The following is a 13,409-nucleotide window of genomic DNA, read 5'->3' on the forward strand; positions in this document are numbered from 1 at the left end:
TACTTCTATTTTGGGTTTTAGATGAATTTCATTGTTTTCAATTCATACAATATATAGATGTAATGGTAACAATTTTAAATTTATAGAATAACTTGGTAATGTAATAGTATTTCATAAGGAGTTAAACTATGAAGAATATACAGGGCTCTCAGACAGAGAGAAATTTATTGAAAACTTTTGCTGGAGAATCAAGAGCTAGAAATAAATATGATTTATATGCTGAAAGAGCTAGAAAAGAAGGATACGAGTGGATTGCAGATATATTTAATTGTACTGCTAAAAATGAATACGCTCATGCTAGAGAAAGCTATAGCAGGTATTTAGGAAAAGTAAAAACCACAGAATTAAATTTATTAGATGCTGCTAAAGGTGAATCAGAAGAAAGCCTAAAAATTTACAAAGAATTTGAAAATACAGCTAGAAGTGAAGGATTTGATGATATAGCTGACTTTTTTAAAGAACTTTCAGAAGTAGAAGCACATCATGAAATAAGATTTTTAGCTTTATATGAAAAGCTTAAAAATGGAACTATATTTAAAAGTGATGAGGTTATCAATTGGCAATGTATAAATTGTGGTTATATACATGAGGGTAAGGAAGCTCCAATGGTTTGTCCGTTATGCAAATTTCCAAGGGCATATTTTAAACCTGCCTGTGAAAATTATAAATAAAGGGAGGAAATAATATGGTAGTAGTATATCCTAAGTATTTTATTATGCCTATAATAATAGATAATGATCTTAATTTTACTAAAAGTAATCAAGAGTTTAGAAATAATGAAAAAATTTTAGATGAGCAAGTTATAAATGGAAATAATGATGAATTTTTTGAATTTGATAATGAGTTTGTAAAATCTCAAATAGAATAAATAAGTTTAATTTGTAATATTTGTGATACTCCATAAATATATTTTTAATATAGTTACTTTTAAAGTATATTTGATAGGTGGAAGATAAAATGAGTTATAGAGAATTAATGGAGTATCAACATAAACAAACAGTTAATCTGCAAGAAATGCTTACAAGACTTGTTAACTCATATAGACTTTTGGTTGGCGCTGCTAATGAATTAAATAGCATAGCTTTATCAGATAGAAGACAGGTTAAAGATGCGTTAAAAAGAGCACAAGAAGTTGGAGCATTAATAGATGATGTAAATGATGCATTAAAAAGGTCTCAGTGCAGGTATTTAGATTATTGTGTAATGTATTCTCAAGAGGTAAAAAATTATATTAATCCTCAGAATATTTGTGAAGAGATAAAATGTGCATTATGTACAGATATATAGAAAAAAGTCTCTGATTTTCATCAGAGACTTTTATTTTTAAATTAAACTTTTTTCAATTTAACTTTGCTTACCATTAGGTAAGATAATGCCACTAAGAAAATAATAGGCAATATTGGATTAATTGAAACATGTTTTAATAGTGTTAGCTGTATTAATGAAAATAAAGCCATTATAAGTCCTGCTATTGTTATAGGAATACCTGAAAATGTTCCATCAAAACTAGTTATATTATATCTAGCTAATCTATAAGCTCCACATATAGGGAAAATTAGAACTAATACATATCCTAAAAATCCAAAACTCATAAAACTATATAATTTATAAATTAGTATTGAAGGAGCAACTCCAAATGAAACTAAGTCAGCTAATGAGTCCAATTCCTTACCTATTTCACTATCAACTTTTAAGAAACGAGCAACTCTACCATCGTATCTATCGGCTAAAGCAGCCGCTATTACAAAGATAGAAGCTAAAATGTAGCTTTCATGAAAAGTTGCAAGAATTGATAAAATACCAAAAGCTAAATTGCTAAGCGTAAAGGCATTTGGTATTGCACTTTTATTCATAGATATATCACTCCCATTTTGTTTAGTGCTTGATTAATTATAACATATTTTACTTTTTTATAATAGTATAAGTAATCTTTTAAAAATTTTTTAATTTTAAAGTATACCCCAATTTAAATTATAATACAATTATATCAGTAAGTAATATAATTATATTATGTATAGGTAATACTAACAAGAGGTTTTAATAATAATTAAGAATTATATAAGGTAAGAGTCTTATATAAGTATACATTAATTGAAAATTATATAAACTCGACATAGATAGCTAAAAATGGTATAATTTTGCTAGGTTTTTATTGAGTTGGGAGGAAATGAAATGAAGAAAGTTAAGTTTATATATAATCCTTTTTCGGGAGAAAATGCTATTCTAAATGATATAGATACTGTAATAAAGATGCATCAGCTAAAAGGGTATATAGTTGTACCTCACAGGATAAGTTTTGATATTGAACTTGGAAGGGCTTTTGATGATATAGATGAGTATTATGAATATATCATAGTTGCGGGAGGAGATGGAACAGTAGATACTGTTGTAAATTTAATGAAAGAATTAAATATAGACTTGCCTATTGCTATTTTACCAGTTGGAACTGCAAATGATTTTGCAAAGTTCATAGGAATATCTCCTAATGTTGAGAAAGCATGTCATCAAATCTTAAATTCTAATCCTGTTCCAATTGACATAGGAAGAATAAATGATAAATATTTTATAAATGTTGCAAGTACAGGATTATTCACTGATGTTTCTCAAAAAACTGATGTGAATTTAAAAAATACAATAGGAAAATTAGCATATTATATAAAGGGTTTAGAACAACTTCCTAATTTTAGGAAGCTTAGAATAAAAGTTGAAAGTAATCATTTTACTTTTGATGACGATATGTATTTAACTTTAGTTTTTAATGGGCAAACAGCAGGAAATTTTAAGTTAGCATATAATGCTCATGTAGAAGATGGTGCTTTAGATGTTATAATAATCAAGGCATGTGCTATAAGAGAACTAATACCTTTATTTATAAGGATATTGAAAGGAGAACATTTAGAGGATCCTAATGTAGTATATTTTAAAACTGACAAACTTGTTATACAAAGTAATGAGAGTATAGTTACAGATATAGATGGAGAAAAGGGTCCAGATTTCCCACTTAATATAGAATGTATTAAGGGCGGAATAAAAGTTTTAGGAATAAAATAGATTGTGCATTAATAATATTTAAGTAACAATAGTTTAGAGGATGGTTTTTATGAATTGGATTTTCCTTTATCTAATTTTATTGTTACTTATTATTTTTATATTAGGAAACATACTTTTTTCAATTTACAAAAATGCGCCTGCAAAATTAAAGTTTATTACATCAATACTATTAGTAATGTTAATTTTAAGATACGTAAGTTTAATCTTAATGTTTATACTACAAAATGTACAAAATATTTATACACTTAGACTTGCTGTATCTTTAAATTTGATTTCTATACCATGTGTATTGTTATTAAGTTATTATATTTTCTTAAGGAGAGATGGACTGAAAATAAATTTTATGTTTAGCATATTGGTGAGCTTAAGTTTATTATATTTTGTAGTGATGAAATTTGTACCAATATCTTTTAAAATTCATAAGGTCTATGGATACTTGATGAATTATTCTTTAAATGGTTGGATTGAAATAACATATATATTGATTTTAAGCTTAATACTTATGTTTTGCATTGTCAGTTATGGATCTAAGGGGTCTATTAGTAGTGGAATAATTATGGTAATGGTTTCTGTTATGCTATTAATAGGAGAATCTACATTAATACTTTTAGGATTTAATGTAGATCATAATACTCTCATAGGAGAATTTATGTCATTACTTGTATTAAATTATGCTTTAGGCACATTGAAAAAAGTATAAGCTGGATTTCAATCCAGCTTATTTTTTGTATAGGAGTATAAAATTTTAAAATCATAAAATGATAATAAAACCTAGAGTTAAAGGGATTTTGAATTGCAAATTGAGAATTTACAACTGTCAATTCTCAATTATAACGTGGCACAGTCACATTTGTTCGTGATTATAGAAAGAATTTATCCTAATTTAAATATGTTTAAAATTAAGTATAGAAATTTTAAATAAAAAAATTTAATAAAAAACCTTAACAAATTGCTAAAACTATTATATAATATATACTATAAATCTTATCAAAATAGTCGGAAATACATTGAAGAAGGAAAGTAACTTAATGGAATGTTTCAGAGAGAGAACTTATGGTGGAAGGTTCTTACAGAAAGTTAGGTGAAGTGCCCTTTGGAGTAGATGCCTGAAATAGTAGTATGGTTATCCGGATTCCTCCGTTATAGGGATAGAGCATTACAAAGTGCTCGATCTTGAGTTGGGATAATTTTATCCAAGTAGAGTGGAACCGCGAAGCCATAGTCTTCGTCTCTAAAGTATTTTAGAGACGAGGGCTTTTTTATTTCATAAAATTAAGTATAAGGTAAAAACTATTAGTTACGGTATAAGTCTATTTTGAGAGATTACATCAAGGAGTGTTATTTAAAATAAATATTTTTTAAGGAGGATCTTAGTATGATATTTAATTCAGTTATAGAGATGATAGGAAATACACCTATGATTAAATTACAAAGGGAAAAGGGTGCACAGGTATATGTTAAATTAGAAAAGTTTAATCCAGGAGGAAGTGTAAAAGATAGAGCCGCATTAGGTATGATAGAAAAGGCAGAGAAACTAGGCATTTTAAAAAATGGAAGTGTAATAATAGAACCTACTAGTGGTAATACAGGAATTGCTCTTGCAATGATAGGAAGACTAAAGGGATATAGAGTTATTATAGTTATGCCAGATACTATGAGTGTTGAAAGAAGAGACATGATAAAAGCATATGGAGCAGAATTAATATTAACAGAGGGAACTAAGGGAATGAAAGGTGCTATAGAAAAGGCAGAGGAGATCTCTAAAGATATGGAGAACTATTTTATACCACAACAGTTTGTAAATTTAGCTAATCCGGAAAAACACTATGAAACAACAGCAAAAGAAATATTAAATGATGTGCCTAATATGGATGTTTTTATAGCTGGAGTAGGAACTGGAGGAACAATAGCGGGTATAGGAAAAAATTTAAAAGAAAACAATAAAGATATCAAGGTTATTGCAATAGAACCGTATAATTCTCCAGTAATAAGTGGTGGAAAGCCTGGACCACATAAGATACAAGGAATTGGAGCCGGATTTATTCCCGAAATATTTGATAAGAGTGTAGTTGATGAAGTTATTACAATAAAAGATGAAGATGCATTTGAAGGGGCGAGATTTATGGCAAATGAATATGGAATATTAGTTGGCATATCATCAGGAGCTAATATATATGGAGCACTAAAGATTGCTGAGGGTCTTAGTGAAGACAAAATAGTAGTGACAGTAGCACCAGATGGTGGAGAAAAATATTTATCGATGGGACTATATAAATAAATATATGTTTAAAATTATAAGAGATGAATTTAAAAATATAAAAGACAAAGACCCAGCAGCAAGAAGTAATTTAGAAATATTATTATATCCATCGTTATATGCAATAATTAATCATAGAATAGGTCATTTCTTATATAAAAGAAAACTATATTTTTTATCGAGATTAATATCTCAAATAAATAGATTTTTCACGGGAATAGAAATCCATCCAGGAGCAACTATAGGTAAAAGATTTTTTATAGACCATGGAATGGGTGTTGTAATTGGAGAAACAGCTGAGATAGGAAATAATGTTACACTATATCATGGAGTAACTTTAGGTGGAACTGGAAAAGATAAGGGCAAAAGACACCCAACTGTAGGTAACAATGTTACAATAGGAGCAGGAGCAAAGATACTTGGACCAATAACAATAGGAAATGATGTTAAAATAGGATCTAATTCAGTGGTGTTAAGAGATGTACCAAACAGTGCAACAGCAGTTGGAATACCAGCAAAAATAATAAAGAAAAGTAACAAAATCATAGAGATGGTAGGTAAAGATAAAAAGACATATATTTATAATGATATGATTATTTAAAATGATTATTAAAAAATGTAATTTGTTTTTAAAAAGATAAAGCTATGAGGCAATGGTATGGAGTTATTTTTAGGTTTAGATGGAGTTTACTTATGAGGAAATACTTCTCTTCATCTGAATCTTAAAAGAACTTATCTAGAGTGACTATCTGTTATTAAGCTAGTCATCAGATAAACCTAAGTTTCATGGCTTTTTAATGCATGGAAAAGTATAAAAAGATATTTTTAAAGAAAATCTGAGATTTTCAAACACAACTTGTTACTTAAAAATTTGGAACTTGATTTATTGACAAATATATTATTTATGCCTTAGGATTTATAAAGAGGTGGGAAAGTTGAAAAATAGAATTATAAGTTTTTGCAACGATTTAGGATTAGATACAATAGGGTTTGTGAAATGTAGGAAATTTAAAGAATTAATAGAACTATATACTTATAGAAAAAACAAAAACTTAGAAAATGAATTTGAAGAAACAGATATAGAAAAGAGAATAAATCCATTTATCTATATGGAGAACGGTAAAACAATAATATCAATAGCTTTTCCATATATGAAGAATTTTGATCTCAATGATGAAATTTACTTTTCAAAATATACACAGGTAATGGATTATCATAAAGTAGTTAGACTATATTTAGATAAAATTTGTAAATTTATTCAAAGTCTTGGAGGGGAAGCTATACCTTTAGTAGATAGCAATAGTTTACCTGAAAGACATATAGCCGCACTTGGTGGGGTAGGGTTTATAGGTAAAAATAATATGGTTATAACAAAAAAATATGGTTCATATGTTTTTTTAGGAGAAATTATCACGTCTTTGAATATACAATGTGAAAATAATATTAATTTAGATGAAATATTAAGTTTTAAAAAGTGCAATGAATGCCATAGGTGTTATGAAAAGTGTCCCACAAAGTCTATAAATATACATAATAAAAACTGTAATATATGTTTATCTTATATTACTCAAAAAAAAGAAATAGATGATAAATGGTTGGATAAATTAAATGGAAGACTTTTTGGGTGTGATACCTGTCAAACAGTTTGTCCGTATAACAAATACATAGAAAAATCATTAATTAATGAATTTAAGACAATGGATTTTATGAAAAATATAAATATTGAAGAGATTATTTACATGGATAAAAAGACCTTTAAAGAAAAGTATATAAAAACATCTTGTGGATGGAGAGGAAAGTCTATACTTCAAAGAAATGCATTGATAGCTTGTTTAACATTAAATGGTAATTATTATATTGATGATAAAAAAATATTATCACCATATGTCAAAGAGTATTATAATAGACTTTTAAACAAAGGAGATTTATAATAAAATTAAACAGATTATTCTAGTGAACTTATAAATTAGTGTAAAGAAATATAGTTATTACATAGTTTGAAAATCATTGATAACTTGTTTTAGGAAGGAAGATATTTTATGGGAAAAATTAAGTTTGTAGCAGGATTAATAGATATGTTACCAAAGAAAATGGGAGACAATCTAACTGAAAAATTAATTTACGGATATATAGATAAATTTGCTCATATCCACGTTGAAGGATATGAAAATATACAGGAACTAGAAGGTCCATGCATATTTGTATGCAATCATTTAAGTAATGCAGATGGAATTATTTTAAATAGAGTATTAAAGCAATTTGATCCAACATTTGTAGCAGGTATAAAATTAGGTGGAGAAGCAGTGACAAAATTAGGATTAAGAGTTACGAGGACTATCCCAATAAAACCTAATAGTGCTGATAAAGAGGCACTTACAAAAGTTATAAAAACCTTAAAAGCGGGAAATAATATAATGATATTTCCAGAGGGAACTCGTAGTAGATCAAAAAGTATGATAGAAGCAAAAAAGGGAATATTATTAATTGCTAGAATGAGCAAAGCTAAAATAATTCCGTTAGGAATGTGGGGAACAGAAGAACTTCTCCCTATAAATAAAGATGGAGATATGGGAAAAGAAACTTTTCATGAGGCAGAAGTTAAAATCAATATAGGAAAACCTATAGAAAATATGCCTAAAAAGGACAAGGATGAAGATAAACATCAATATGAAGAAAGGTGTTTAAAACATTTAATGAAGCATGTGGCAGAGCTTATTCCAGAAAGTTACAGAGGAGTATACAAGTAAGTTGCAAGTAGTTTAGAGTTTGTGAGCGTTGAAAGTTAATGGGGAAGAATACTTTTATGAGAGTGATATGTATGGATAAAATAATTATGATTTTAAGGAGTATGATATGGAACACAATGTGGAAAAGATATTAGATTTACTTATGATAGAATATCCAGATGCAAAATGCGAACTTGAACATAAGGATGCATTTCAGCTTTTGGTTGCAACTATATTATCTGCACAAACTACAGATGTTAAAGTTAATGAAGTAACTAAGACGTTATTTAAGGAGTATCCTACAGTAGATGACTTTCTAACATTATCTCAAGATGAATTAGAATCTAGAATAAGGACTATAGGATTATACAGAAATAAATCTAAAAATATTTTGGCAATGTGTAAAAAATTAAAAGAAGAATTCAATGGTAATGTACCAAGTACAATGGATGGTATAACATCGCTTCCAGGAGCAGGTAGAAAAACAGCCAACGTTGTTCTTTCAAATGCTTTTAATGTACCAGCCATCGCTGTAGATACACATGTTTTTAGAGTATCAAATAGAATAGGGTTAGCTCATGCTAAGGATGTTAACGAGACAGAAAAGCAACTACAAAAAAATATACCTAAAAGTCAATGGTCTCATGCTCATCATCTTTTGATTTTTCATGGAAGAAGATGTTGTAGTGCAAGAAAACCTCAATGTGAAAGTTGTAAAATTGCATCCTATTGTAATTTTTTTAAAGATAACAATTAAATAATGACTAAACGTGTAGTTATTGTGTATTATTAAATAATATTTTGTAGAAACTCGAAGTGAATCTAGTAGATCGCTTCGAGTTTTTGATTTTTATGCAAAATAAAGGGGAAATTTTTCAGGAGGGAAAATAGGAAAAAAGAAGAAATATAATACTTGGGTAAGAAGGGGGAAGGAAAGTGCAAAAAGAAATTAATTCAAGTATGGTTTCAAACATAAACTTTGATAAAAAGATCAAAAAATGTTCAAGAATAGTATTTATATTATTGATTTTATCTTGTATAGTATCAATAGCTTTATTAAAAGAATCATTAATAATTAAAAGAAACTTTTTTTGGATTAAAGCGGCTAATATAGGGATTCTTATAAATGTATTAAGTATATATATATATTTAATAAAATATAATAATTTGAAAAGTTTTTTGTTTTTCGGGGTGAATGGTGTTGTTTTATTAACTCAAGAGTGTGTAGAAATTATTGTAGCAGAAAAACTATTTAGTAGTTTTCAAGGAATTAAAATTTATAATAAAGTGTACTTATTAACAAGATTAATTATTTTTGGATATTTATTTAGTGTGTACATTTTTAAAAAATTTAATTATAAATATTCTGTTAGACAAAAGGCAACTATATTAATTTTGCATTTTGTAGGACAAGCACTATTAGGTACATTTATAGCAGAAATTTTAGTTTATAGATTAAACCGTATACACATGCAAATTTTAATTTTTTTAACTTTAATGTATTTTATAGGATATATATATATATATAAGCTTAAGTATAGAGAAAGTGACGATTCGTTTAATTGTATAAATGAATATGGGGGAGTTATTATAGCTTTAAGCTTATTAAGTTATTTTATTTTTAAAGGAAATGTAACTGTTATAACAGGCATATGTTTATTATGTGGGTTGTTTTGTTATACTTTATATTTCATAGGTTGTCTAATAAATTTAGAAGCTATAAAAAGTAATCTGTATGATTTTGTTAGTAAGTCTATAAAAGATCTCCAGGTATTTAAATTATACAAAAGTATAGTGGATCTAGTTCCAAGGGGTATTGTAATAAGTAATATATGTGGGGAAGTATTGTATTTTAATGATGTTGCATTAGAAATATTACAATGTAGAAAAAATAATCTATTAAATAAAAATTTATTCGACATTTTGAAAGAAAAAACAGATGATGCAATGAAAATAGATAATATAATAAAAAAATTAGAGACCACATCCCTTTGGGAGGGAGAGATATCAATTTATAAAAAAACTAACGAAAAAATAATAAAATGTGAAGTAATAAAATTAATAGAATTTAATGGAAGCAAGGCTATAGTAAGTATAATAGATGATATAACATATACTAAAAAGAAAGCAGACAAAATATCAAAGAGCGAGAAAAAGTTAAGATGTATAACAGATAGCATGTCAGATTTTATTATAAATATAGATAATGAAGGGAATATAAGGTATATAAGTACTTCGTTTTGTGAAAGATTTGGGATGACATATAAGAAACTTAGAGGCACAAAAATATATGATTATATATATGAAGATGAACTAGGGAAGGTAAAGGGTTTCATAAATAGAAAATTACATGATGATAATAATGAAAGTAAAATAGAGTACAGGCTAAAAGTTGATGAAAATAGATATATTTGGGTGGAATCTATGATGAATTCAGTAAGAGATGAATATGGAAAGGCTCATGGAATTGTAATTACATCTAGAGATATAAATGAAAGAAAATATTTTGAAAATGAGCTTATTAAAAGTGAAAGAAAATATAAAGATTTTTTCAATATGGTTAATATATATATATATGTAGTTGATTTAAAAACACTAAAAATAATTGATATAAATGATTGTATGAAAAATGAATTTAATTTAAATAAACAAATTACATTACAAGAAATATTTGAAGAAGGACCATTAAATCTTCATACTAAATGTTTTGAAAAGATTTGCCAAGAAAAATGTGTACTTGAATTTGAGTGCACTACCTCAAAACTCATAGGAGAAGAAGCAGATTTAGAGGTATCATTAAGTCCATTATATGAAGATAATAAAGTTGTTCAAATAATATGTTCAGCGAAAGATATAAGTCATAGAAAAAAGATGTTAAAACTTGAGGAGAGACACGTAGAAGATAAGAGGAAATTAGATTATGCATTAGAATGTGATAGACTAAAAACAGAGTTTTTAGCAAATATATCTCATGAACTTAGAACACCTATAAATGTTATTTTTGCAGCTATTCAAATGGAAGAAAAAAGAAGAGAAAATAGTAAGGAAGATTACAAATATATAAAGCTTATGAAGCAAAATTCATATAGGCTTTTAAGACTTATAAACAATTTAATTGATGTTACAAAAATAGAAGCTGGTTATTTACCAGTACATTTTGCCATGGCAGATATAATAAGGGTTATCGAGGATATAACTATGTCTGTAGTTGAGTATGCAAGAAATAAAAATATAACAGTGGTTTTTGATACGGAATTAGAGGAATTATTCATCAGCATAGATTTGGATAAAATTGAAAGAATAATAATGAATTTATTATCTAATTCAATAAAATTCACTCCAAGTGGAGGATTTATTTATGTATATATAAGAACTAATGATAATGAGGTTGTTATTTCTGTAAGAGATACGGGGAGAGGGATACCACAAGATAAGCTAGATACTATATTTGATAGATTTACTCAGGTGGATAAATCACTTACAAGAGATCATGAGGGAAGTGGTATTGGGCTGTATTTAGTAAAACTACTTATTGATATGCATAAGGGATCAATAGAGGTTAAAAGTGAATTAGATAAAGGAAGCGAATTTTTAGTAAGATTACCAATAAATATGGTAGAAGAGGAAAAAAAGATAGTTTCAAAGGAAGTTAATTCATATGTTCAAAAAATAAGTATTGAATTTTCAGATATATATGATATAAATTAAATAAATTTTAATAAATTACTTCTAAAAATTATATTAAGGTGATATAATATATATGAAACTATACTTTAGTCATATGATTGCAAAAGAGAATAAATTAAATGAGGACTTGTGATTGCACAAGTCTTTATTTTATTATTAAGCAATATTATATACTATAGAGATATATTGACCACTAATTTAAGTATTTTTGCAAGTAGTGGTACTTCACATAGAGAAAATATTATAATATTATGTAAGAAAGATAGTTAACCATGGTTACCATGGCTAAGAATCATTTAATTATGGAGGTTATATATATAATGAGAGTTGGAGTTTTAATGGGTGGAATTTCTTCAGAAAGAGATATATCACTAAAAAGTGGACAAGAAATAGTAGGAAATTTAGATAAGAACAAATATGAAGTAGTTGAAGTAGTTTTAAATAGTAAGGAAGAACTTGTTGATAAGGTAAGAGATTTAGATTTTGCATTACTTGCATTACATGGACAATTTGGAGAGGATGGAACAGTTCAGGCTGTGCTTGAAACTTTTAATATACCTTATTCTGGATGTAACTCTTTAAGTAGTGCAGTTTGCATGGATAAGGATATGACAAAAAAAGTATTAAAAGCTTGTGATATTAGAACTGCAAAGTGGTTAAATGTTAGATGTTTAGAAGAAATAGATTACAAGAAGATAGAGGGGTTTGGATATCCCGTATTTGTTAAACCCAATAGTGGTGGTTCATCAGTAGCAACAACAAGGGTGGATAGAAAAGAAGATATAGAAAGTGCTGTTATAGAGGCTTTAAAATATGATAAGGAAGTAATGATTGAGGAGTATATAAAGGGAGATGAAATAACATGTCCAGTACTAAATGGTAAAATGCTTCCTGTTTTAGCTATAAAACCTAAATCAGAGTTTTTTGATTTTACGTCTAAGTATGAAGATGGAGGTGCAGATGAATTTATAATAGAGCTAGAAGAAAATCTTCATAAAGAAGTTGAAGAAATGGCACTAAAATGTTATAGAGAGACTAAGTGTAGTGTATATTCAAGGGTAGATATGATAGTAAGAGAAGGAGTACCATATGTACTAGAATTAAACACATTACCTGGTATGACTAAGAATAGCTTATTTCCTAAAAGTGCAAAAGGTGTTAATATAAGCTTTTCAGAGCTATTAGATTTAATAATTCAATATTCTTTAAAGGAAAGATCATAAAACATAGAGTTAATTAGTGACAAGTTACAAGTAAAAGGTTAAGGATAAAATCTTCTAAGAAGATTTATAAAATAAAGAATTCTTAAAGAAAACCTGTGGTTTTCAACCTTAAGTTGCGGATTGCTCCCCGCTATCTGGACTAAAGTTACTCATTCTAAAGTTTTCTCAAAATTTCAAGCTAAGCTGAAATTTTATTTTTATAATATTCATGTGGGGATACATATCCTATAGAGGAATGTATCCTTTCATGGTTATATCTATAAACATAATCATTTAAATCAATTTCTAACTCTTTTAAGCTCCAATACATCTCATTATTAAGGCACTCTTCTTGAAGATATCTGTGATATGACTCAATAAAAGCATTGTAATTAGGACTCCTTACTGGAATCCTTTCATGAACTACTTTTTCATCCATACATCCCTTTTCAAATACACCACTAATAAACTGACTACCGTTATCGG

At 27.6% G+C, this 13,409-nt stretch carries 14 protein-coding genes and 1 other annotated feature; of the genes, 12 read left to right on the forward strand and 2 right to left on the reverse strand.

Annotation, left to right across the window (positions count from 1 at the left end):
• Nucleotides 1-128: 128 nt before the first annotated feature.
• From rbr to BM119_RS15570, 3 genes are all read left to right on the forward strand, one after another.
• Complete coding sequence (gene rbr / locus BM119_RS15560; protein ID WP_090042655.1) at nt 129-671, forward strand: rubrerythrin; 543 nt, start codon at nt 129-131, stop codon at nt 669-671.
• A 14-nt stretch (nt 672-685) separates the two neighbouring features.
• Nucleotides 686-868 (forward strand): hypothetical protein, encoded by a 183-nt coding sequence (locus BM119_RS15565; protein ID WP_090042656.1) that lies wholly within the window; start codon nt 686-688, stop codon nt 866-868.
• Between the two features lie 89 nt (nt 869-957).
• A complete protein-coding gene (locus tag BM119_RS15570; protein WP_090042657.1) occupies nt 958-1,287 on the forward strand; it encodes a hypothetical protein in 330 nt (109 codons plus the stop codon).
• Nucleotides 1,288-1,328: 41 nt separating this feature from the next.
• Here the strand turns inward: BM119_RS15570 and pssA are convergent, their stop codons facing one another.
• Nucleotides 1,329-1,853, reverse strand: coding sequence for a CDP-diacylglycerol--serine O-phosphatidyltransferase (gene pssA, locus BM119_RS15575; RefSeq protein ID WP_090042658.1), 525 nt, complete (start codon nt 1,851-1,853; stop codon nt 1,329-1,331).
• Between the two features lie 319 nt (nt 1,854-2,172).
• Between pssA and BM119_RS15580 the strand changes: the two genes are divergently transcribed.
• The 9 genes from BM119_RS15580 (at nt 2,173) to BM119_RS15620 (ending at nt 12,944) form a co-directional block, all read left to right on the forward strand.
• A complete protein-coding gene (locus tag BM119_RS15580; RefSeq protein ID WP_090042659.1) occupies nt 2,173-3,051 on the forward strand; it encodes a YegS/Rv2252/BmrU family lipid kinase in 879 nt (292 codons plus the stop codon).
• A gap of 358 nt (nt 3,052-3,409) precedes the next feature.
• On the forward strand, nt 3,410-3,751 hold the full coding sequence (locus tag BM119_RS19630) for a hypothetical protein (protein WP_143087339.1): 342 nt from the start codon (nt 3,410-3,412) through the stop codon (nt 3,749-3,751).
• Nucleotides 3,752-4,049: 298 nt separating this feature from the next.
• Nucleotides 4,050-4,287, forward strand: a binding site (T-box leader).
• 139 nt (nt 4,288-4,426) lie between these two features.
• The gene (gene cysK, locus BM119_RS15590; RefSeq protein WP_090042661.1) at nt 4,427-5,329 is read left to right on the forward strand and encodes a cysteine synthase A; all 903 of its coding nucleotides are present in this window, start codon (nt 4,427-4,429) and stop codon (nt 5,327-5,329) included.
• Between the two features lie 4 nt (nt 5,330-5,333).
• Nucleotides 5,334-5,909, forward strand: a complete 576-nt coding sequence (epsC, locus tag BM119_RS15595) for a serine O-acetyltransferase EpsC (RefSeq protein ID WP_090042667.1) — start codon at nt 5,334-5,336, stop codon at nt 5,907-5,909.
• Nucleotides 5,910-6,243: 334 nt separating this feature from the next.
• Nucleotides 6,244-7,239, forward strand: a complete 996-nt coding sequence (gene queG, locus BM119_RS15600; protein ID WP_090042662.1) for a tRNA epoxyqueuosine(34) reductase QueG — start codon at nt 6,244-6,246, stop codon at nt 7,237-7,239.
• 108 nt (nt 7,240-7,347) lie between these two features.
• Nucleotides 7,348-8,055, forward strand: a complete 708-nt coding sequence (locus BM119_RS15605) for a lysophospholipid acyltransferase family protein (protein ID WP_090042663.1) — start codon at nt 7,348-7,350, stop codon at nt 8,053-8,055.
• Between the two features lie 106 nt (nt 8,056-8,161).
• Nucleotides 8,162-8,791 (forward strand): endonuclease III, encoded by a 630-nt coding sequence (gene nth / locus BM119_RS15610; protein WP_090042664.1) that lies wholly within the window; start codon nt 8,162-8,164, stop codon nt 8,789-8,791.
• 179 nt (nt 8,792-8,970) lie between these two features.
• Nucleotides 8,971-11,742, forward strand: coding sequence for a sensor histidine kinase (locus BM119_RS15615; RefSeq protein ID WP_090042665.1), 2,772 nt, complete (start codon nt 8,971-8,973; stop codon nt 11,740-11,742).
• Between the two features lie 299 nt (nt 11,743-12,041).
• The gene (locus tag BM119_RS15620) at nt 12,042-12,944 is read left to right on the forward strand and encodes a D-alanine--D-alanine ligase (protein ID WP_090042666.1); all 903 of its coding nucleotides are present in this window, start codon (nt 12,042-12,044) and stop codon (nt 12,942-12,944) included.
• A 178-nt stretch (nt 12,945-13,122) separates the two neighbouring features.
• On the opposite strand, the gene BM119_RS15625 is transcribed toward BM119_RS15620, so the two are convergent.
• Nucleotides 13,123-13,409 (reverse strand): integrase core domain-containing protein (locus tag BM119_RS15625; protein WP_143087340.1); only part of this gene is annotated, 287 nt, incomplete at its 5' end.

Origin of the sequence: Clostridium frigidicarnis (assembly GCF_900111985.1) — a bacterium.
In the GTDB taxonomy this organism is placed as follows: Bacteria; Bacillota; Clostridia; order Clostridiales; family Clostridiaceae; genus Clostridium_Z; species Clostridium_Z frigidicarnis.

What these genes read in the sequence shown, in the direction of transcription:
- rbr (WP_090042655.1), top strand. Translation starts at nt 129, where the DNA reads ATGAAGAATATACAGGGCTCTCAGACAGAGAGAAATTTATTGAAAACT.
- BM119_RS15565 (WP_090042656.1), top strand. Translation starts at nt 686, where the DNA reads ATGGTAGTAGTATATCCTAAGTATTTTATTATGCCTATAATAATAGAT.
- BM119_RS15570 (WP_090042657.1), top strand. Translation starts at nt 958, where the DNA reads ATGAGTTATAGAGAATTAATGGAGTATCAACATAAACAAACAGTTAAT.
- pssA (WP_090042658.1), bottom strand. Translation starts at nt 1,853, where the DNA reads ATGAATAAAAGTGCAATACCAAATGCCTTTACGCTTAGCAATTTAGCT.
- BM119_RS15580 (WP_090042659.1), top strand. Translation starts at nt 2,173, where the DNA reads ATGAAGAAAGTTAAGTTTATATATAATCCTTTTTCGGGAGAAAATGCT.
- cysK (WP_090042661.1), top strand. Translation starts at nt 4,427, where the DNA reads ATGATATTTAATTCAGTTATAGAGATGATAGGAAATACACCTATGATT.
- epsC (WP_090042667.1), top strand. Translation starts at nt 5,334, where the DNA reads ATGTTTAAAATTATAAGAGATGAATTTAAAAATATAAAAGACAAAGAC.
- BM119_RS15605 (WP_090042663.1), top strand. Translation starts at nt 7,348, where the DNA reads ATGGGAAAAATTAAGTTTGTAGCAGGATTAATAGATATGTTACCAAAG.
- nth (WP_090042664.1), top strand. Translation starts at nt 8,162, where the DNA reads ATGGAACACAATGTGGAAAAGATATTAGATTTACTTATGATAGAATAT.
- BM119_RS15620 (WP_090042666.1), top strand. Translation starts at nt 12,042, where the DNA reads ATGAGAGTTGGAGTTTTAATGGGTGGAATTTCTTCAGAAAGAGATATA.